The organism is Zunongwangia sp. L-65 (genome assembly GCF_056859415.1).
The window spans coordinates 26,331-45,713 of record NZ_JBSXOK010000076.1; the positions used below are offsets into that span (position 1 = coordinate 26,331).

The window sequence follows — 19,383 nt, forward strand, 5'->3', positions numbered from 1 at the left end:
CGCTTACGGACTAAAGTTATTTAAAATTATCTTAAATTTTAACTTTTATCCCAGAACTTCGGCAACTTTTTTACCAATTTCTGCTGGAGAATCCACCACATGAACTCCGTTTTCCTTTAAGATTGCTTTTTTAGCTTGTGCGGTATCTTCGCTACCACCTACAATTGCACCAGCATGTCCCATAGTTCTTCCTGCAGGAGCAGTTTCACCAGCGATAAACCCGATAACCGGTTTCTTATTACCGTTTTCTTTGATCCATTTAGCAGCATCAGCTTCCAACTGTCCTCCAATTTCACCGATCATAACGATAGCCTTGGTTTCATCATCATTCATTAAAAGCTCTACTGCTTCTTTAGTAGTGGTTCCAATAATTGGATCTCCACCAATACCAATTGCCGTAGTAATTCCTAAACCTTCTTTTACAACCTGATCGGCAGCTTCGTAAGTTAAAGTACCAGATTTAGAAACAATACCTACAGTTCCCTTTTTGAAAACGAAACCTGGCATGATCCCTACTTTAGCTTCACCCGGAGTGATAACACCAGGGCAGTTAGGGCCAATTAGACGGCAGTCTTTGTTTTTAATATAATTAGAAGCCTTAACCATATCTGCAACAGGAATACCCTCGGTAATAGTAATGATTACTTTAATACCTGCATCGGCAGCTTCCATAATAGCATCGGCAGCAAATGCTGGCGGCACAAAAATAATGGTAACATCGGCACCGGTTTCTTTAACAGCATCTGAAACTGTATTGAATACCGGTCTGTCCAAATGCTTTTGTCCTCCTTTACCAGGAGTTACACCTCCAACAACATTGGAACCATATTCTATCATTTGCTCTGCATGAAAAGTACCTTCGCTACCGGTAAATCCCTGCACGATTATTTTTGAATCTTTATTTACTAAAACGCTCATAAGTATTTATTGTAATTAGCTACACAAAAGTAGGTTTTTAAAGATAAAACATAAAGCTTTTTTGATATTTATTCCACTTAACAACGAACTAAAAGAAGTGGCAGATTACTAAAAATCCATCATTTACTTTTTTTAGCCCCACTTTTTCTATTATTAAATCTTTAAACAAATAATAACAGTCTTTTTAACACGGAAAAACATAATATTCTATTCCTAACATATAATAATAATCTATCTCTTGTTTAATCAAATAAAAAAAGAACAGCTGAAAAAAACATCCTTTTTTAGTTCCATCTCATTTAACTTATGCGCTCTATACCTTTATTCTTTTTTATTGGTATAAAAATATAGCTGAAATTTTGCACCAGCATCTTTCTTGCCATCCTGAAAAATTCTATAAGCCTTAAAATCTGAAGCTTTATACGCTTTTAATTCTTCTTTAGAAACTTTTTCCTCGTTAACAAAAATATCTTGGATATCTTTCAAAGCATCCGGATTTTGAAAATCGACAGGAGGTTGCCTTTCAAAATAATCATTAATTTCAGTATACAATTTTATAATAGATCCAGCTTCACTAGTCTGTTCAGAATAGAGTAGAATCGATTCTAAATTACTATTTTTTAATGCTGAATAACTAATCTGTTTATTATCCAGAAAAAATTGCACGTCTTTAGAACTACTGTTCCAAATATCTACTATCTTTTCAGTTGGCGTTTCCCTGTGAGTATAAATTTTAGACTCATTTGCTCTATCCTCAATTGGATTAGAGCTAACCTGAAAAGCTGATGCACTACTAACTTCTTTAATTATAGGAGGAAAAAGCATTGATGATGCTCTTCCCACTTTTTTTAAGAGTTTATAATATCTGGTCTTAAAAAATTCATTTTCAAATTTTCTCTGAAAATTTTTAGGAACATCCTTAGATTCGAATTTGATATAAACTTTTAAAAGATCATAATCTGAAAATGATTTGGTAGCCTGATCAAACTTTTTAGCAAAATTTTTTAGAAGTACCTCTTCGTTATTTATTGCTATTTGCGTATTAGTCACAGTGAAAAAAAGGACAGGATTTTTATCCAAAATCGCATTAGCTTTTTGATTTTCTAGCGGAATTGATTTGGCCACAATATCATTATTGAAAAAATAAATACAACAGCATAATATTGGGAGCAATAGTCCCATCTTTAGTCCTACTCTCTTTTTAGAGAATGAATTTGAAATCATCAGAATACGTTTTTTGATTAATGAATGGTTAAATGAACTCGTTATTCCATTTTGATGAGAGTTTATGGAAATTTCCAGTAATAAATTGGAATAGGTCAAAGGATTAAAATTTTGATTTAAAACGGCTTCATCTGCCAGAAATTCGTGATTTAATCGCATCGACTTTTTGATAAAAATAAACAGCGGATTAAACCAAAAGACAATCTGTAAAACCTCCAAAATCAATAAATCTAGCGTGTGTTTTTGGTGTACATGGGCTTCTTCGTGTTTTAAAATTTCATTCGGAATGGTTTTCGCTTTAAATGCCTCTTTCTCTACAAAAATATACCTGAAATAAGAAAACGGTATTTGCGGAAATGACAGTAAAACCTTTGTATTGCTCTGCTCTTTTATTATTTCGCTTCTAAGAATAAGCTTATTCAAGTCATTAAGATTATTAATAAAACGTAACGCAAAAACAACAAAACCTGTCCCATAGATTATCCATAAAATTATTGAATAATAATTACCTAAAAAGGAATCTTCTCTGACAATTTCGCTATTTATAGTTTCTGGATAATCTATCGCTTGCGGCATATCCTTTGCTTCACTGAAAATGGTTGGATTATTAGCTTCCACCTCGTAAGTAAGCGTAATCAATGGTATGGCTACAGCTGCTGCAAGTGTAAATAGTAAATAAAAGCGCTTAAAATGATGATTTTTTTCATTTTCGAAAAATAACCTGTAAAAAGTATATAACACCAAAAGGCACCCAGTGAATTTTAAAATATAATCCATCATATATTATTATATTCTTTACTTATTCTTTTGGGTTGGAGGCGGCGGCGGCATTAAACTTACTTTGTCTTGCGCTCCTCTTTTGGAAAGAGCAAGATGGATTTTATAAAGTTTTCCTATATTATTATTAATTTCATCCTGCTCCTCTTCTTTCAAATTAAGATAAGCCATTGGGTATCCTTCAGGTAAAAGCGCATTCACTTTTTTAAGCTGATCATTATAATCTTTGATCAATTCTTTAATAGATTTTTCATTATTTATATAAATCTGATGTGTTGGTCTTTGCGGATTTTGAATATCAATTGCTTCCTCAGCAATAATTTCCTCTACTTTAGACGGTTCGGGAATGTCTTCTACCACTTCAATTATCATCGGTTTTGGTGGCTCAGGCACATCCTCAACTACCTCAATAACTTTAACTATACTATCTTTATTTGGTGCTTTTGGGGGAACAGGTGGAGCAACCGGCTTCTTTTCTTTGTTTTTAAATTGCATTGGCGGCGGCGGTGGCGCAGGTAAAGCAGGAAATAAGGTCATATTTTTAGCATGTTGCTTCATCACTTTGTAATAATGTGTTTTTAAAAATTCCTTTTCTACTTTCTTTTTAAAATCTTCAGAAACGTTCGTTAATTCTAAGCGTATATTATTTTTTAGCAAATCTTCGTCAGAATATTGATCGGTGATTTTATCCAATTTCGAAACAAATTCGTTTAGTCTAATTTTCTCTCCGTTTAGCTCAATCTGTTCTCCATGAATTTTCATGGTAAAAGCTTCCAATATTTCAGTAACAATTGGCGGTTCCTGCTGTATAGTTTCAGCCACTATATTATTGTTGAAAAAATAAATACAACAACATACTACCGGCACTAAAAATCCCATTTTTAGCCCTACTCTCTTTTTTGAAAATGAATTTGAAATCATAACGATTCGTTTTTTGATTAATGAATGTTTAAATGAACTCGTCATTGGGGCCTGATGTGAGCCGAACGAGCTATGAAGTAATAATTTTGAATATGACAAGGCACTTATATTCTGGTTCAATACGGCCTCATCTGCAAGAAACTCATGATTTAAGCGTATTGACTTTTTGATAAAAACAAACAGCGGATTAAACCAAAATACAATCTGGAGAACTTCCAATATTAATAAATCCAGTGTGTGTTTTTGTTGTACATGGGCTTCTTCGTGTTTTAAAATTTCATACGGAATGGTTTTATTTTCAAAGGCCTGTCTTTCAACAAAAATATACCTGAAATAGGAATACGGTATTTGCTGAAAAGGTAGTAATACCTTTACACTAAGTGATTCCCTTACATTTTCATATGTACGGATAAGATTCTTTAAATACCAAAGATTTTTCAAGAACCGTATCAAAAAAACACTAAAACCAAGAGCATAAATCGCCCATAAGAGCACCGGAAGCACCTCTTTCCAGGAAGTTGTGTTTACTTCTTCTACATTAGTCATGGTATCTGGCATTAGGATTGTTGCCTGTGATATTGGTGCTTCTACGTGATAAGTTATCGTAACTAAGGGAATAGTCATAGCGGCGAACAAAGTGAACAATAAATAAAATCGCTTAAACCTATGATTCTTTTCGTTTTCTAGAACCAACCTATAAAACAGATACAACACCAAAAGACAACCGGTAAATTTTAGGATATAAAGAATCATAGACTATTGATTTTTGATTCTTTCGTCAATTATTTTTCGTAGCTCTTTTAATTCCTCTTCAGATAAATCGGTTTCCTCAGTAAAAAAAGAAGCGAACTGTGCGGCAGAATTATTGAAGAAATTCTTTATAAGTCCGTTCATCTGTTTAGAGAAATAATCTGTCTTTTTCACCAAAGGAAAATATTCTCTGGAACGGCCGTATTTTACAAAATCAACAAATTTTTTATCACGCATTCTTTTTAATAAGGTGGCAACGGTGGTATTTGCTGGTTTAGGTTCTGGATAAGCATCAATTAAATCTTTCATAAAAGCTTTTTTCTGCTTCCATAAAATTTGCATTAGCTCTTCTTCAGCATTGGAAAGTTTCATTATTCTACTTTATTAGAATTATCTCTACAAATGTAGAATTTAATTTTAATTCTACAAACATAGAACTAATATTTAACAAAAAAACCGCTATATCTCTATAACGGTTATGGCTTAATGGGGTAACTGACTTATTTGTGACCCCTTATAAAGTAGATTTTCTTTTAATTCCCAAATCACCATAAAATGGCCAAAAGGTAATTCCTCTTCCGGATTTTCAATGGTTTTCACATAATAAGAAAAGTAAATCACCACATTTTGATCTTCCTTTATCGTCTTATAAGTTTCTAACCTTAAGCTCTCGTAAGAAACATTCATCTCTTTTATCAGATCTGTTAGATTAGTCTTACTCAGCTTGCGGTAACCGGTACTGCTATACCAATCGAGTGTAACTTCTGGATGCAATAGGGCTGTAGCCTCTTTGGGTTCATTAGAGAATAATCTATAAAATTCTTCAACTAATTTTTTACCGCGTAAACTCATCTTTCTTATTTCTTTTGGGAATTTTTAATTAAATCTGGCAAATGTTTTAGGCTCGCCTGTTCTTTAAGAAAAGTTCGAACTTCTTTAAAGGGCGTCCCCCAATAGGTAATTCCGGGTTGTGTGCTTTTACTTACTCCTGTTTGCGCCATAATCACTCCCGCTTTCCCCAGGGTGACATCACTTCTAACACCAGCCTGACCCCAAAGGGTCACTTCATCTTCTACTATAACGCAACCGGCAATACCAACCTGGGAGGCTATAAGACATTTTTCTCCAATCACGGTATCATGACCTATCTGCACAAGATTATCGATCTTAGTTCCCTTTTTTATTAAAGTATCTCCGGTCACTCCACGATCTATCGTACAGTTACAACCTACTTCTACATAATCTTCTATTACTACTCGGCCGCTAGAAAGTAATCTATCGAAGCCTTCGGGTCTCTTTTTATAATAGAATGCATCTCCTCCAATAACAGTACCGGCCTGAATAATTACATGGTCACCAATCAATGTATGATCGTTAATCGTAACATTCGCACCAATAATACAATGTTCACCAATACTTACATGATTGCCGATAAAAGCAGTTGGTTGTATATGACTTCCTTTTCCTATAACAGCAGACTCTGATATTGATTTCTCAGCTTTTAGAAAAGGTTTAAAATATTTAGCAAGCTTATTAAAATCCCTAAACGGATCGTCTGAAATTAAAAGGGCTTTACCTTCAGGACATTCAACTTCTTTATTGATCAGGATAATGGTAGCTGCAGATTTTAATGCCTTATCGTAATATTTTGGGTGGTCTACAAATACAATATCTCCCGGGGTTACTACATGAATTTCATTCATTCCTTTAACCGGAAAATCTTTATCTCCTACAAAACCGCAGGTAATAATCGTCGCAATTTGTTCTAATGTATGAGTTTGTGGAAATTTCATTTCAATATTAAATATAAAAAAAGGAAAGATAAATTTACCTTTCCTTTTTCAATTATTCTCTAAAAATCTTATTCTTTAATTCGTTCTTTATAGGTCCCTTTTTCGGTTTCGATACGAATTTTATCTCCTTCATTTATAAAAAGAGGAACATTAACTTCAGCTCCAGTTTCCACAGTCGCTGGTTTTGTTGCGTTAGTTGCCGTATTCCCTTTTACACCGGGCTCGGTATGTGTCACTTCTAATACTACACTCGCAGGCATCTCTGTAGAAAGCGGCATATTATCTTCTGTATTGATAATTACCGTAAGCACCTCTCCTTCTTTTAGCAACTGTGGCATATCTAAAGCACTTTCCAAAAGACGAATCTGCGTGTAATCTTCTACATGCATAAAGTGATAAAACTCACCATCCTGATACAAAAACTGGTATTTATGGGTTTCTACACGAACATCTTCAATTTTATGCCCGGCAGAAAATGTATTATCAATTACTTTACCGGTTGTAACACTTTTAAGTTTTGTTCTTACAAAAGCAGGTCCTTTTCCTGGTTTTACATGAAGAAATTCAATAATCTTAAAAATATCGTGGTTGTATCGTATACAAAGTCCGTTTCTAATATCACTTGTATTTGCCATTCGCTTAATTATTTAATTTGAACTGAAGTATCCTTTCATGATACCTCTTTGAGAGTTTTTAATAAATTCCAATATTTCGTCACGCTCGGCCGTAGCCTGCATTTCTGCTTCTATAATAGCAACGGCCTGCGAGTTATTATAATTTTTTTGATATAATATCCTGTAAATATCCTGGATCTCCCTTATTTTATCGGTTGTAAATCCTCTACGGCGCAATCCTATAGAATTGATACCTACATAAGATAATGGTTCACGTCCCGCTTTTACAAATGGAGGCACATCTTTTCTAACCAATGATCCCCCGGTTACAAAAGCATGTTTACCAATACTGCAAAATTGTTGTATTGCTGCCATACCTGCTAAGACCACGTGATCCCCCACATTAATATGTCCTGCCAGTGTACTGTTATTAGAAAAAATACAATTATCACCTACAATACAATCGTGTGCAATATGGCAATAGGCCATGATCCAGCAGTTTTGGCCGATGACGGTTTTCATACGATCTGTGGTTCCTCGATTTATGGTTACGCACTCTCTAATAGTCGTATTATCCCCAATAATAGTTACCGTATCCTCATCATCAAATTTTTTATCCTGTGGAATGGCAGAGATCACTGCTCCCGGGAAAATACTACAATTTTTACCTATACGTGCACCTTCCATAATGGTCACATTAGATCCTATCCAGCTGCCTTCACCAATTACTACATTGTTATGAATCGTTGCAAACGGCTCGATTACGACATTTTTAGCGATTTTCGCTCCTGGGTGCACATATGCTAAAGGTTGATTCATTCGTTGTTATTTTGATTTTACAATTTGTGCCATAAGCACTGCTTCTGTTGCCAATTTTCCGTTTACATAAGCATAAGCCTGCATTTGGCATATCCCCCTTCTAATAGGCGCTAAAAGTTCTAATTTAAATATTAAGGTATCCCCTGGTACCACTTGTTGTTTAAACCGTACATTATCTATTTTCATAAAATAGGTAAGATAGTTTTCTGGATCTGGTACAGATTTTAAGGCCAAAATCCCGCCGGTTTGCGCCATTGCCTCTACCTGTAGTACCCCAGGCATCACAGGTTTACCTGGAAAATGTCCTACAAAGAATGGCTCGTTCATAGTTACATTCTTAACTCCTACGACAGTAGAATCTGTAAGCTCATAAATTTTATCTACCAGTAAGAAAGGAGAACGGTGAGGAAGTGTTTCCATAATAGCATTTACATCCATTATAGGTTTTGCGCTCAAATCGATTTTTGGCACCTTATTACGTTTTTCTTCCTTAATGAATTTAGCTAATTTTTTAGCAAATTCAGTATTTACATAGTGGCCCGGTTTAGTGGCAATTACCTTTCCTCTAATTCGGGTTCCTATAAGAGCAAGATCACCTAAAACATCTAATAATTTATGTCTTGCAGCTTCGTTGGGATAATGTAAAGTAAGGTTATCTAAAATTCCGTTTGGTTTTACAGAAATCTCATCCCGGTTAAAAGCTACCCTTAACTTTTTTAAAGTTTCCTCCCCAATCTCTTTATCTACATAAACAATAGCATTGTTTAGATCACCACCTTTTATAAGTCCGTGTTCTAAAAGTGCTTCTATTTCATGTAAAAAACTAAACGTTCTGGAGTTGGCAATATTATCTTTAAATTCTGAAACATGTTCTATGGAAGCATTTTGAGTTCCTAAAACCTTGGTGCCAAAATCGACCATAGTGGTCACCTTATACGTATCTGCCGGCATGACAACGATCTCGCTACCAGAATCTTCGTCCCGATAGCAAATTACTTCGTTGATCACATATTCTTCTTTGTCTGCTTCCTGCTCCTTAATCCCAGCTTCTTCTAATGCCTCAACAAAATACTTTGAAGAACCATCCATAATTGGTGGTTCTGATGCATTTAATTCAATAATAATATTATCGATTTCTAAACCTACGCATGCGGCTAAAACGTGCTCTGAAGTTTGAATCTTAACTCCGTTTTTCTCAAGGTTAGTACCTCTTTTGGTATCGGTAACATAGCTAACGTCGGCTTCGATAATAGGTGCCCCTTCAAGATCTACACGTTTAAAAACATAACCCGTATTTTCTGGAGCTGGTTTAAAGGTAAGTTTTACTTGTTTCCCCGTATGAAGTCCTACTCCGTCTAAGGAAACTTCATTCTGAATAGTTTGCTGCTTCAATACTTTTTCAGCCATTCTTATTTACTTTTTTATCTAACTGATGCAATAAATCAACAGTTTTTGGTAAGTTCTTAAAATGAATAAAAGATTTATTATAATCTGAATATCCTATAGCGGGTGATCCCTGCAATACTTCATCATCCTTTACATTTCTTCCGATGCCGCTTTGTGCCTGAATTTTTACCCGGTCGCCTATCGTAATGTGACCAACAATCCCTACCTGGCCACCTATAATACAGTTTTTTCCAATCTTTGTAGAACCTGCAACTCCTGTTTGAGCAGCTATTACCGTATTTTCACCAATTTCTACATTATGAGCGATCTGGATATGATTGTCTAATTTCACACCTTTTCTAATAATGGTAGATCCTAAAGTCGCTCTATCTATTGTGGTACCTGCTCCTACATCTACATCATCTTCAATAATCACATTTCCTATTTGTGGTACTTTCGTGTATTCTCCCTTTTCGTTAGGACTAAAGCCAAAACCATCGGCTCCAACAATAGCACCTCCATGTAGCGTCACATTTTTACCGATAACAGTTTCAGAATATACCTTTACACCAGCAAAAAGCGTAGAATTATCTCCAATTACCGTATTATCACCAACGTAGGCATAGGGATAAATCTTTACGTTTTTACCAATTTTTACATTTTCTCCTAAATAAGTAAAAGCGCCAAGATAAACATCTTCCCCATACTTTGCTGTTGCAGAAATATAGCTTGGTTGCTCTATCCCACTTTTACGAAGTTTTACCTGATTATAATATTCTAATAACGTAGAAAATGCTTTATAAGCGTCTTTTACTTTAATCAAGGTAGTACTTACAGGTTGATCTGCTTCAAAACTATCGTTTACTATAGTGATTGATGCTTTGGTACTATATATATAGGAAGTATATTTTGGATTGCTTAAAAAAGTAAGGGATCCATCTTTTCCTTCTTCAATCTTAGCCAATTCTGAAACCTCTGCATCGGGATTACCTACGATTGTCCCTTCGAGAATTTCGGCTATTTGTGATGCTTTAAATTTCATTCTGGCAAAAGTAAAAAAAATGCGTTAATGTTTAGACTTGGGATAACAGATATAATATTTAGTCACCGTTTTAGATAATGCTTTTAAATTTAACTGGTCTGAAACCTTTATCACATCGTTTATCTTCCCGTTTTTATGAAGAATATTAATATTATTCTTTTCACGGGTATAGGCGAGATTAGCTATTTCTCCTGTAAAAACAAAATATGAGGCTTCTTTATCGCTTAAACCATGTTTTTGTTTTAGCTGCTCAATATGTTTTTCGATCTTAGCTTTTGCGGGTTTCTTCTTTTTTATCTTCACCTTTAACAGGTCACGGTTAATTACCATCTTGCACAAGTTGCTTAATACATAATCGTCGTGATTAGCCCATTCTTTCATCGCCAAAACTATATCATAATCATCAAGACAGGAAAAAACACTTAGGGTTCTTGTATCAAAACTTTCTTCTGTTACCTTATTATATAGAAAATAACTTAAAGCCTTACTGGCATTTAAGGTAGTACCATCAGCAATCAACTCTTTTGCTCTTTTTAAAACCCGAATTAAAAGCTGCTCTGCAACCATACTGGTTTTATGCAAATATACCTGCCAGTACATTAATCTTCTGGCTACCAGAAATTTTTCTACTGAATAAATGGCTTTTTCTTCAATAACCAGCTCATTATTTACTACATTCAGCATGATAATTAATCGATCGCTATTGATATTCCCCTCGGTTGTACCGGTATAAAAACTATCTCGCTTTAAATAATCTAGCCTATCCATGTCTAGCTGGCTTGTGATAAGCTGGTGCATGAACCTTCGAGGATATTCACCGGTAAATATCTGGATAGCCAGCGTTAAACTTTGGTTAAAAACAGCATTCAATTCCTTCATAAAAAGAAGTGAAATAGACTCATGATCCACGCCTTCTACAATGCTATGTTCCATAGCATGGGAAAAAGGACCATGCCCTATATCATGTAATAATATAGCTATTTGCAGGGCTTCTTCTTCATCTGTACTAATCTCAACTCCCTTAAACCGAAGTACTCGCACTGCTTTTTGCATTAAATGAACGCAGCCAATGGCATGTTGAAATCTTGTATGATGAGCACCCGGATAAACTAAATACGATAATCCCATTTGTGAAATTCTTCGTAATCTTTGAAAGTACGGATGTTCGATTATGTTAAAGATACGCTGACTAGGTATGGTAATAAATCCGTAAATTGGGTCGTTTAATATCTTGAGTTTGTTTTTTGAAGCCAAGCTTTATTAAATTAATGATAGAACAAATGTAAACATTGATTGGCTTTTGGATCATGTATTATTCAAAAGAATCAATTTTCACTAAAAATATAAATTTTTAACCGGCTTATAAATTTAACCGAACATGAATACAATCAAAATATTATGGGTAGACGATGAGATCGACCTTTTAAAACCACATATTCTATTCCTTGAATCTAAAAACTACGAGGTCTCTACCTGCCAAAGTGGAACAGAGGCGATCGAAAAAATAGATGAAGAACGATTCGACATTGTTTTCTTAGATGAAAATATGCCTGGTCTAACCGGTTTGGAAACCCTTTCTGAAATTAAAGAAAAACAGGCCAATATTCCTATAGTGATGATCACTAAAAGTGAAGAGGAATATATTATGGAAGAAGCCATAGGCTCTAAGATTGCAGACTACCTTATTAAACCTGTAAATCCAAATCAGATCCTGCTATCGATTAAAAAGAATTTAGATCACTCCAGGTTAATTTCTGAAAAAACAACATCAAATTATCAGCAGGAATTTCGAAAAATCGCTATGGATTTGATGAATGTTAGCACCTATGAAGACTGGACCGAAATGTACCAGCGGCTCATCTATTGGGAGCTCCAACTGGAAAATATAGAGGACAGTAGTATGTTTGAAATATTGGAAACCCAAAAACAGGAGGCCAATAGCCAGTTTTGTAAGTTTATCGATAAAAACTATCCAGAGTGGTTTGAGGATGGTGCCACTGCTCCAACCATGTCCCATACCCTGTTTAAAAGAAAAATTTTACCTGAAATCAGCAAAGAGCAGCCTACTTTATTAGTGGTTATAGACAATTTACGCTATGATCAGTGGAAAGCATTCGAGCCTATTGTATCTAATTATTATAAAAAAGAAAAGGAAGAGCCATTTTGTAGTATTTTGCCAACAGCCACGCAATATGCGCGTAATGCGATTTTTTCTGGACTAATGCCCAGTGAGATGGAAAAACTTTATCCACAATACTGGAAAAATGATACGGATGAAGGTGGAAAAAACAACTTTGAAGCTGAATTTCTAGCGGAACAACTAAAAAGATTAGGTAAAGAAATTAAACACGAATATCATAAGATAAGCAATCTAAAGGCTGGAAAAAAACTGGTCGAAAACTTCAAAACTCAAAAGAATAATGATCTAACAGTCGTAGTATATAACTTTGTAGATATGCTTTCGCACTCCAAAACAGAAATGGAGGTGATTAAAGAATTAGCATCTAGTGATAAATCATATCGCTCCCTTACAGAAAGCTGGTTTAAAAACTCGCCGCTATTAGAAATAATTCAACAGGCGCAGCAATTAGGATTTAAATTGATTATCACCACAGATCATGGTACTATAAATGTAAAAAACCCGAGTAAAGTAATAGGGGATAAAAATACCAGTTTAAACCTTCGCTATAAAACGGGAAAAAGCCTAACCTACGAAAAGAAAGATGTACTGGCCGCCACAAAGCCTAAATCACTGCATCTACCTACTATAAACATGAGCAGCTCGTTTATATTTGCTAAAGGTGATCTTTTCTTTGCTTATCCTAATAACTATAACCATTATGTTAGTTATTATAGAAACACCTACCAACATGGAGGAGTGTCCTTAGAAGAAATGATCATTCCTTTCAGCGTCCTGTCTCCAAAATAAAAATATATGAAAGAATTTTCTTTCATTAAAAACATCATAAAACACTGCAAATAAACCTAATAGAGATATTAGGTTTTTTTTGGTATCTTTACAACCTAAAATTTTTGCCAATCATGGAGTTTGAGTACCGTTTATCGAATATCGATGATGCCATTTCATTCATTTTAGAACATGCGCAAAGTAAAACAATTCTTTTCTACGGAGAAATGGGTGCCGGAAAAACAACCCTTATAAAAAACCTCGTTAAAAAATTGAATAGTCAAGATCAGGTAGTAAGCCCTACATTTTCTTTAGTCAATGAATATGAAACTGACGATGATAAGATTTTTCATTTTGATTTTTATCGGATTGAGGATGAAAATGAAGCTTATGATATAGGCTTTGAAGATTATTTAGAACAATCTGGATGGAAATTTATAGAATGGCCTCAGAAAATTCAAAATTTAATTCCTGCAGATCATCAAAAATTAGAAGTAAAGAAAAAAGATGCAGAAACCAGATTGTTAAAGTTTAGTTAAAAAAATGTGAAGATCATTAAATTTTGAGGAATAAAAATGATTTTATGAGCCTTAATTTTTTGTAATTTTGCTAATAATTTCAAGCTTTATGTAATTAATAATTTATTTTTTTTAAGCATAAGAGTTAAAACAATAAGCAATAGTAAAAAATTTACGAAAATTAAGAAGATTTTCTAAGAAGCTGCAAAAGTACAATTAATGTATTTACCATTAGTAGGTTATCTCGTAGTAGGTTTGTATCAGAAAACAAAACGAAATACGATTTAAAAAATAATAAGAACAAAAAACCTACAATTATGAAACTAAAAGCATTATTATTCGGAGCAGCAATTTTTGGAGCATCTTTTTTCGTAACTTCAACAACCACAAATAACGACACTAATAAAGATGCAATTAAAAAACAAGCAGTCGACAGATCAACGATCAAAATTCCTGCTGCTGGGTAGTATAATTGCTATATTAATAGCAGGAACACCATTTATATTTTATTTATATGAAATTTTCCCAGACGGACCTGTTTGGGAAAATTCGTTGTTTACATACAAAAGTAACTATTATGAAAATGTTATGACTGCTATGTGGACTTACTTAGGTAAAATTATTCCTCTTTACCTTCTTCTTGTTTGGTTTTTTACCTGTAAACATTGGTGGTACCATGTGATTTTAGTTCCCGTATGCATGTATTCATTTCAATTAATTATTGCATTTTACCAGGATGTATATTTAAATGTTAATCCAATGGACACCAATCAACTTATATATTTGGCGCCTTTTTTCATCATTATTATTTCAATAGTTTACCTTATTAGAATTAAGATTTTCGATAAAATTTACGGAATCGATTTAAGTGAAATTGAAGAGACCAAAATTTCGGTATTCTCGCCGGTTTCTGAAAAAGATCTTGAAGAAATGGAAGAGCTTAAAAAATCTGAAAGCACCGAAGAAGATTATTACGCTAAACTTTAGAAAATCTCTTTACCCCTTTCCAAAAAATAATTGTAATTTAACTTTTCTAATCAGCTGAAAAGATCATTATGACCAAACAGGTTTCTCCTTTTACCAAAGAAGAGCTTATTCCTCAGGAAGAAAAACTTGAAATTTATAAAAATAAAGGAGAACTTTTTATAGGTATTCCTAAAGAAACATCTTATCAGGAAAAACGAATTTGTTTAAGTCCTGATGCTGTAGGAGCCATTACCGCCCATGGTCATCGTGTAATGATCGAGTCGGGTGCAGGAAACTATGCTAATTTTAGTGATAAGGATTATTCAGATGCCGGTGCAGAGGTGACTAAAGACACCCAAAAAGTATTTTCCTGTCCCACGATTTTAAAGGTAGAACCACCATCCATCTCAGAATTAGAGATGATGAACCCACAAACAATTTTGATCTCTGCCCTGCAGATTAAAACACAAAGCAAATCTTATTTTCAAAAACTGGCTTCCAAAAGAATTACTGCGCTGGGATTTGAATTTATTAAAGATGATGATGGTAGTTACCCTATTGTTAGGGCTTTAAGCGAAATCACAGGAACTGCCTCTGTACTTATCGCATCAGAAATTATGAGTAATAACGGTGATGGAAACGGACTATTATTTGGCAATATTAGTGGCGTACCTCCGGTAGAAGTCGTTATTCTGGGAGCAGGTACGGTAGGGCATTTTGCCGCCAGATCTGCTATTGGTCTTGGCGCTAATATTAAGGTTTTTGATAGTTCTATTACCAAATTACGTAAGCTTCAATCGGCTTTAGGTCGAACTTTTTATACCAGTACTATCCAGCCAAAAAATTTAAGTAAGGCTTTAAAACGTTGTGATGTACTTATTGGGGCGGTTCGAGGCAATAATCGTTCGCCAGTTTTAGTGACTGAAGAAATGGTTGCATCTATGAAACGTGGTGCGGTTGCAATCGATGTAAGCATTGATGTTGGCGGTTGCATCGAAACCAGCGAAATTACCAGTCATGAAAAACCAATTTTCACAAAACATAATGTAATCCATTACTGCGTACCTAATATTCCTTCACGCTATGCCAGATCCAGCTCACTTTCGTTAAGTAATATCTTTACTCCGTATCTGTTACATATTGGTGAAGAAGGCGGATTAGAAAACACGCTTCGTTTTGACCGTGGATTAAGAAATGGTTTGTATTTTTACCACGGAGTTTTAACCAACAAATCTATTGCAGATTGGTTTGATCTCACCTATCGGGACATTAACCTCTTGATTTTCTGACAATAACTATCGACTTTAGCTACTTTTTATGAATATTTTTCAGCGTCTTGGATATTTTTCAGTAGGACTTTTTATGGGAATAATCATTCTCATCTTTTTTTTAAGCGGAAAAAAAACCAGTTGTTCCTATTTTCCAAATGCACGAACTTTGAAAAGTATTCGTACTAAAGAACGACATTTTGATAAAAACGCGATGAAATTCTTTACTGAAAATAATATCGATACCAGTAGTATTTCTTCTATTCTCGAAAACGGTGAGGTTCATTTTAGCCAAAGTATTACAGATAAAGACTCTTGTAATATTTACCTTATTTCCGGGGAAACCCATAAAAAACCAATTCAATTTAAAGTTGAAAATTGCGACAGTATCGCGACCATTCAGCAAGTAGATTTTTATACGGAAAACTAAAAATGCCCGCCAAGATTCTACATCTCCGCAGGCATTTATTTAAAATGACTAATATAATTAGAATAAAAATTCTTATCCAAAAATTATAAAATCTGGGCAGCGTGGTCTTTGGTTTTTACCTTTCCTATTACCTCTTCTATTTTTCCTTCTTCGTCGATCACAAAAGTTGTGCGGTGAATCCCATCATATTCTTTTCCCATAAATTTTTTAGGTCCCCAAACCCCATAAGCATTAATCACTTTTTTTTCTTCGTCCGCTAACAGCGGAAACGGAAGTTCATTTTTAGCTTTAAAATTGGTTTGCCTACGTTTAGAATCCGCACTTACTCCCAAAATAGCGTAGCCTTTTTCTTTAAAAACTTCCCAGTTATCACGAAGGTTACAGGCTTCTGCTGTACAACCAGGAGTGCTGGCTTTTGGATAGAAAAATAGCACCAGTTTCTTTCCTTTAAAATCTGAAAGTTTTATCAAATTTCCGTCTTGATCTTCTACGGCAAAATCTGGGGCTTTATCTCCTGTTTTTAATGTTGTCATAATTCTTATTTTTGTTTAAAATTAAAGCTTTATGGACAAACAACAAAAAGTGCAATTTGTAATTGACACTTTACAACATATTTATCCTGAAATTCCTATTCCATTAGATCATAAAGATCCTTATACCCTTTTAATTGCTGTTTTGCTTTCTGCCCAAAGTACAGATGTTAAGGTAAATCAAATTACACCGCTTTTATTTGAAGTTGCCGATACTCCACAAAAAATGGTGAAATTAACTATTGAAGAAATCAGAGAAATTATAAAACCCTGTGGGTTATCCCCCATGAAATCAAAAGGGATCCATGGTCTTTCTGAAATTTTATTAGAAAAATATAACGGACAGGTACCTGCAGATTTTGAAGCTTTAGAAAGCTTACCCGCTGTTGGTCATAAAACTGCAAGTGTTGTGATGTCACAGGCTTTTAATGTACCGGCTTTCCCGGTAGATACACATATTCATCGTTTAATGTACCGCTGGAATCTCTCTAATGGAAAAAGCGTAGCGCAAACCGAAAAAGACGCGAAGCGATTGTTTCCTAAAGATCTTTGGAATGAGCTTCATTTACAAATTATCTGGTACGGTAGGCAGTACTCTCCGGCCAGAGGATGGAATCTTGAAAAAGATATTATTACTAAAACAATTGGCCGCAAATCGGTGATTAAAGAATATGAGACAAAATTATCTAAAAAGAAGAAGTAAACTATCTTAGGGCAAGCGCATGCAGCTTGATTAGAAAATTATTTTTATTTCCAGGTATAAACATCTCAGTAGTGATCGGAATTTTAACATTAAATCGCGATTATTGAGTAAAACGATAAAAGCTCCGGGATCGGAGCTTTTATTTACTATTTATATATTAAATCAACTGTTCTAAGCTTTTATTTTGGCAGCGATGCCCACTGTACGCTTCACCTGAGCTTTTATAGCCTGTTTATCTTTATCTGATAAATCACTTCCTCCAACGGTACTAAAGCCATAAGGATTACCTCCGGTTTCAAAAATCACGGGATCGCTATAACCAGGGTTAGCAATCACAGCCCCCCAATGCATCATAGATTTGTATAAAGCGAGTAAAGTACCCTCTTGTCCTCCATGAGGATTTCCTGCACTGGTCATCCCGCTTACTACTTTATCCACAAGTTTTCCTTTTTGCCATAACGGACCAGTAGAATCCATTAAACTACTAAATTGCGATGGTAAATTTCCGTATCTTGTAGGCGCTGAAAAAATAATGGCATCTGCCCATTCCAAATCGTCTATGGAGGCTACCGGAACATCTTTTGTAGCATTAAAATGTTTTATCCAGTCTTCATTAGTTTTCATAATTTCCTCTGGCACCGTCTCTTCTACCCTTAGAAATTTAATTTCTTTAACTCCAAGGTCTTTTGCTGCTTCTTCTGCCGCTTTGGAAAGTTTATAATTGGTACCGGTTGAGCTATAATAAATAATAGCAAGTTTTACATCCTTCATAATTTATTTTTTCCTGAATTTAAGATTATAAAAGAAAACTATAGAAAAACAAATTTTAAAATTTTTATAATTCTATCTAAATTTAGAGTCTCAGGGTAAGACCACAGGTATGAACCGGATACGTTTTTATGATTTCTCGAAGCTAGACTAAGATATCATAGCCTTAATTTTAAATGAGTTTAAGAAAAATAAATAGGCCTGCTAAGTAGCAGGCCAGAATTTTTAGTTTAAAAGCATTTCAAAATCCTCGTTCTCACCAGGCAAAACTTTTAATGCTTTCGAATAATTTAATAGAAACTTTATGGTTTCTTCTTTAGGTTTCAAATCTTGTAATTTTTCTTCTTTCGAAGGTTTTTCAAAGTAAATATTCCTCATTAATTAAACTATTTGATGGTTATGATTACATAACGTAGCTTAATTTAGAATATTGTAAACTTAATTCGTTAAAACTAAATTATGTTTCTCTATTATTTTTCTAAGATTTATAAGTGCATATCTCATGCGGCCCAAGGCAGTATTGATACTCACTCCTGTGCGTTCCGAAATCTCCTTAAAACTCATCTCTTTATAAATACGCATTGTTAAAACCTCTAACTGATCTTCGGGAAGCTCTCTTATAACTTCGCGCAAATCGCTTTCAATTTGATCTTTGATAATTTGTTTTTCGGCATTTAATCCAGAATCACTTAATACAGAAAAAATATTAAAATCGCCACTATTATCAAATTTGGGCATTCTTTTATTTCTTCTAAAATGATCGATCACCAGGTTGTGGGCAATACGCATTACCCAGGGTAAAAATTTCCCTTCTTCGTTATACTTCCCTCGTTTTAATGTATTGATGACTTTGATGAATGTGTCCTGAAAGATGTCTTCAGCAATATCTTTGTCAAATACCTTGGAATAAATGAAACTGTAAATTCTGTGTTGATGACGACGAATAAGTTCTGAGAGAGCAAGCTCGTTTCCGTTAATGTAGTCTTTAACCAAAACGGCATCTGTTACCTTAGTTTTTTCCATACAGTTACTTTTAAAGGGCCAGGCC

General features: G+C 34.4%; 22 protein-coding genes. 7 read left to right on the top strand and 15 right to left on the bottom strand.

What is annotated here, in order from left to right; genetic code table 11:
• Positions 1-45: 45 nt before the first annotated feature.
• The 11 genes from sucD to AC13DP_RS17475 all read right to left on the bottom strand — a co-directional run bounded on the left by sucD (position 46) and on the right by AC13DP_RS17475 (position 11,498).
• Positions 46-918, bottom strand: a complete 873-nt coding sequence (gene sucD, locus AC13DP_RS17425; RefSeq protein ID WP_013071799.1) for a succinate--CoA ligase subunit alpha — start codon at positions 916-918, stop codon at positions 46-48.
• Positions 919-1,239: 321 nt separating this feature from the next.
• Positions 1,240-2,922 (bottom strand): M56 family metallopeptidase, encoded by a 1,683-nt coding sequence (locus AC13DP_RS17430; RefSeq protein ID WP_483068199.1) that lies wholly within the window; start codon positions 2,920-2,922, stop codon positions 1,240-1,242.
• Positions 2,923-2,937: 15 nt separating this feature from the next.
• Positions 2,938-4,593: a M56 family metallopeptidase gene (locus AC13DP_RS17435; protein WP_483068200.1), complete on the bottom strand. Its 1,656-nt coding sequence runs from the start codon at positions 4,591-4,593 to the stop codon at positions 2,938-2,940.
• Between the two features lie 3 nt (positions 4,594-4,596).
• Positions 4,597-4,962 (bottom strand): BlaI/MecI/CopY family transcriptional regulator, encoded by a 366-nt coding sequence (locus tag AC13DP_RS17440; protein WP_483068201.1) that lies wholly within the window; start codon positions 4,960-4,962, stop codon positions 4,597-4,599.
• Between the two features lie 111 nt (positions 4,963-5,073).
• Entirely contained in the window at positions 5,074-5,442 is a 369-nt protein-coding gene (locus AC13DP_RS17445; RefSeq protein WP_483068202.1) for a nuclear transport factor 2 family protein, read from the bottom strand.
• A gap of 5 nt (positions 5,443-5,447) precedes the next feature.
• Positions 5,448-6,383 carry a UDP-3-O-(3-hydroxymyristoyl)glucosamine N-acyltransferase gene (locus tag AC13DP_RS17450; RefSeq protein WP_228249812.1) on the bottom strand — a complete coding sequence of 312 codons (936 nt, stop codon included), beginning with the start codon at positions 6,381-6,383 and terminating at the stop codon, positions 5,448-5,450.
• A 68-nt stretch (positions 6,384-6,451) separates the two neighbouring features.
• Positions 6,452-7,018 carry an elongation factor P gene (gene efp, locus AC13DP_RS17455; protein WP_013071792.1) on the bottom strand — a complete coding sequence of 189 codons (567 nt, stop codon included), beginning with the start codon at positions 7,016-7,018 and terminating at the stop codon, positions 6,452-6,454.
• A 12-nt stretch (positions 7,019-7,030) separates the two neighbouring features.
• The gene (gene lpxA / locus AC13DP_RS17460; protein WP_013071791.1) at positions 7,031-7,816 is read right to left on the bottom strand and encodes an acyl-ACP--UDP-N-acetylglucosamine O-acyltransferase; all 786 of its coding nucleotides are present in this window, start codon (positions 7,814-7,816) and stop codon (positions 7,031-7,033) included.
• A 6-nt stretch (positions 7,817-7,822) separates the two neighbouring features.
• On the bottom strand, positions 7,823-9,223 hold the full coding sequence (locus AC13DP_RS17465; RefSeq protein WP_013071790.1) for a bifunctional UDP-3-O-[3-hydroxymyristoyl] N-acetylglucosamine deacetylase/3-hydroxyacyl-ACP dehydratase: 1,401 nt from the start codon (positions 9,221-9,223) through the stop codon (positions 7,823-7,825).
• Positions 9,216-10,244 (bottom strand): UDP-3-O-(3-hydroxymyristoyl)glucosamine N-acyltransferase, encoded by a 1,029-nt coding sequence (gene lpxD, locus AC13DP_RS17470; RefSeq protein WP_347405557.1) that lies wholly within the window; start codon positions 10,242-10,244, stop codon positions 9,216-9,218. Before lpxD ends, AC13DP_RS17465 begins: the two co-directional genes overlap by 8 nt.
• Positions 10,245-10,268: 24 nt before the next feature.
• On the bottom strand, positions 10,269-11,498 hold the full coding sequence (locus AC13DP_RS17475; protein ID WP_483068203.1) for an HD domain-containing protein: 1,230 nt from the start codon (positions 11,496-11,498) through the stop codon (positions 10,269-10,271).
• 124 nt (positions 11,499-11,622) lie between these two features.
• Here AC13DP_RS17475 and porX point away from each other — a divergent pair, with 124 nt between their 5' ends.
• The 6 genes from porX to AC13DP_RS17505 all read left to right on the top strand — a co-directional run bounded on the left by porX (position 11,623) and on the right by AC13DP_RS17505 (position 16,334).
• Entirely contained in the window at positions 11,623-13,173 is a 1,551-nt protein-coding gene (gene porX / locus AC13DP_RS17480) for a T9SS response regulator signal transducer PorX (RefSeq protein ID WP_013071787.1), read from the top strand.
• 113 nt (positions 13,174-13,286) lie between these two features.
• On the top strand, positions 13,287-13,691 hold the full coding sequence (gene tsaE, locus AC13DP_RS17485) for a tRNA (adenosine(37)-N6)-threonylcarbamoyltransferase complex ATPase subunit type 1 TsaE (protein WP_483068204.1): 405 nt from the start codon (positions 13,287-13,289) through the stop codon (positions 13,689-13,691).
• Between the two features lie 296 nt (positions 13,692-13,987).
• Positions 13,988-14,137 carry a hypothetical protein gene (locus AC13DP_RS17490; RefSeq protein ID WP_483068205.1) on the top strand — a complete coding sequence of 50 codons (150 nt, stop codon included), beginning with the start codon at positions 13,988-13,990 and terminating at the stop codon, positions 14,135-14,137.
• A gap of 130 nt (positions 14,138-14,267) precedes the next feature.
• The gene (locus tag AC13DP_RS17495) at positions 14,268-14,657 is read left to right on the top strand and encodes a hypothetical protein (RefSeq protein WP_483068206.1); all 390 of its coding nucleotides are present in this window, start codon (positions 14,268-14,270) and stop codon (positions 14,655-14,657) included.
• Between the two features lie 68 nt (positions 14,658-14,725).
• Entirely contained in the window at positions 14,726-15,925 is a 1,200-nt protein-coding gene (locus AC13DP_RS17500; RefSeq protein ID WP_228249817.1) for an alanine dehydrogenase, read from the top strand.
• Between the two features lie 28 nt (positions 15,926-15,953).
• Positions 15,954-16,334: a hypothetical protein gene (locus AC13DP_RS17505; RefSeq protein ID WP_347405562.1), complete on the top strand. Its 381-nt coding sequence runs from the start codon at positions 15,954-15,956 to the stop codon at positions 16,332-16,334.
• Between the two features lie 83 nt (positions 16,335-16,417).
• Here the strand turns inward: AC13DP_RS17505 and bcp are convergent, their stop codons facing one another.
• Positions 16,418-16,867 (bottom strand): thioredoxin-dependent thiol peroxidase, encoded by a 450-nt coding sequence (gene bcp, locus AC13DP_RS17510; protein ID WP_013071781.1) that lies wholly within the window; start codon positions 16,865-16,867, stop codon positions 16,418-16,420.
• 31 nt (positions 16,868-16,898) lie between these two features.
• Between bcp and AC13DP_RS17515 the strand changes: the two genes are divergently transcribed.
• Positions 16,899-17,567 (top strand): endonuclease III domain-containing protein, encoded by a 669-nt coding sequence (locus AC13DP_RS17515; RefSeq protein WP_013071780.1) that lies wholly within the window; start codon positions 16,899-16,901, stop codon positions 17,565-17,567.
• A gap of 171 nt (positions 17,568-17,738) precedes the next feature.
• Here AC13DP_RS17515 and wrbA read toward each other — a convergent pair whose 3' ends face one another.
• The 3 genes from wrbA to AC13DP_RS17530 form a co-directional block, all read right to left on the bottom strand.
• A complete protein-coding gene (wrbA, locus tag AC13DP_RS17520) occupies positions 17,739-18,338 on the bottom strand; it encodes an NAD(P)H:quinone oxidoreductase (RefSeq protein WP_228249819.1) in 600 nt (199 codons plus the stop codon).
• Between the two features lie 222 nt (positions 18,339-18,560).
• Positions 18,561-18,713 (bottom strand): hypothetical protein, encoded by a 153-nt coding sequence (locus tag AC13DP_RS17525; RefSeq protein ID WP_013071778.1) that lies wholly within the window; start codon positions 18,711-18,713, stop codon positions 18,561-18,563.
• 60 nt (positions 18,714-18,773) lie between these two features.
• On the bottom strand, positions 18,774-19,358 hold the full coding sequence (locus AC13DP_RS17530) for an RNA polymerase sigma factor (RefSeq protein ID WP_013071777.1): 585 nt from the start codon (positions 19,356-19,358) through the stop codon (positions 18,774-18,776).
• Positions 19,359-19,383 lie beyond the last annotated feature (25 nt).

Bases quoted from the DNA above. Each gene is read 5' to 3' on its own strand.
- sucD (WP_013071799.1), bottom strand. From the start codon at position 918: ATGAGCGTTTTAGTAAATAAAGATTCAAAAATAATCGTGCAGGGATTT.
- AC13DP_RS17430 (WP_483068199.1), bottom strand. From the start codon at position 2,922: ATGATGGATTATATTTTAAAATTCACTGGGTGCCTTTTGGTGTTATAT.
- AC13DP_RS17435 (WP_483068200.1), bottom strand. From the start codon at position 4,593: ATGATTCTTTATATCCTAAAATTTACCGGTTGTCTTTTGGTGTTGTAT.
- AC13DP_RS17440 (WP_483068201.1), bottom strand. From the start codon at position 4,962: ATGAAACTTTCCAATGCTGAAGAAGAGCTAATGCAAATTTTATGGAAG.
- AC13DP_RS17445 (WP_483068202.1), bottom strand. From the start codon at position 5,442: ATGAGTTTACGCGGTAAAAAATTAGTTGAAGAATTTTATAGATTATTC.
- AC13DP_RS17450 (WP_228249812.1), bottom strand. From the start codon at position 6,383: ATGAAATTTCCACAAACTCATACATTAGAACAAATTGCGACGATTATT.
- efp (WP_013071792.1), bottom strand. From the start codon at position 7,018: ATGGCAAATACAAGTGATATTAGAAACGGACTTTGTATACGATACAAC.
- lpxA (WP_013071791.1), bottom strand. From the start codon at position 7,816: ATGAATCAACCTTTAGCATATGTGCACCCAGGAGCGAAAATCGCTAAA.
- AC13DP_RS17465 (WP_013071790.1), bottom strand. From the start codon at position 9,223: ATGGCTGAAAAAGTATTGAAGCAGCAAACTATTCAGAATGAAGTTTCC.
- lpxD (WP_347405557.1), bottom strand. From the start codon at position 10,244: ATGAAATTTAAAGCATCACAAATAGCCGAAATTCTCGAAGGGACAATC.
- porX (WP_013071787.1), top strand. From the start codon at position 11,623: ATGAATACAATCAAAATATTATGGGTAGACGATGAGATCGACCTTTTA.
- tsaE (WP_483068204.1), top strand. From the start codon at position 13,287: ATGGAGTTTGAGTACCGTTTATCGAATATCGATGATGCCATTTCATTC.
- AC13DP_RS17490 (WP_483068205.1), top strand. From the start codon at position 13,988: ATGAAACTAAAAGCATTATTATTCGGAGCAGCAATTTTTGGAGCATCT.
- AC13DP_RS17495 (WP_483068206.1), top strand. From the start codon at position 14,268: ATGTGGACTTACTTAGGTAAAATTATTCCTCTTTACCTTCTTCTTGTT.
- AC13DP_RS17500 (WP_228249817.1), top strand. From the start codon at position 14,726: ATGACCAAACAGGTTTCTCCTTTTACCAAAGAAGAGCTTATTCCTCAG.
- AC13DP_RS17505 (WP_347405562.1), top strand. From the start codon at position 15,954: ATGAATATTTTTCAGCGTCTTGGATATTTTTCAGTAGGACTTTTTATG.
- bcp (WP_013071781.1), bottom strand. From the start codon at position 16,867: ATGACAACATTAAAAACAGGAGATAAAGCCCCAGATTTTGCCGTAGAA.
- AC13DP_RS17515 (WP_013071780.1), top strand. From the start codon at position 16,899: ATGGACAAACAACAAAAAGTGCAATTTGTAATTGACACTTTACAACAT.
- wrbA (WP_228249819.1), bottom strand. From the start codon at position 18,338: ATGAAGGATGTAAAACTTGCTATTATTTATTATAGCTCAACCGGTACC.
- AC13DP_RS17525 (WP_013071778.1), bottom strand. From the start codon at position 18,713: ATGAGGAATATTTACTTTGAAAAACCTTCGAAAGAAGAAAAATTACAA.
- AC13DP_RS17530 (WP_013071777.1), bottom strand. From the start codon at position 19,358: ATGGAAAAAACTAAGGTAACAGATGCCGTTTTGGTTAAAGACTACATT.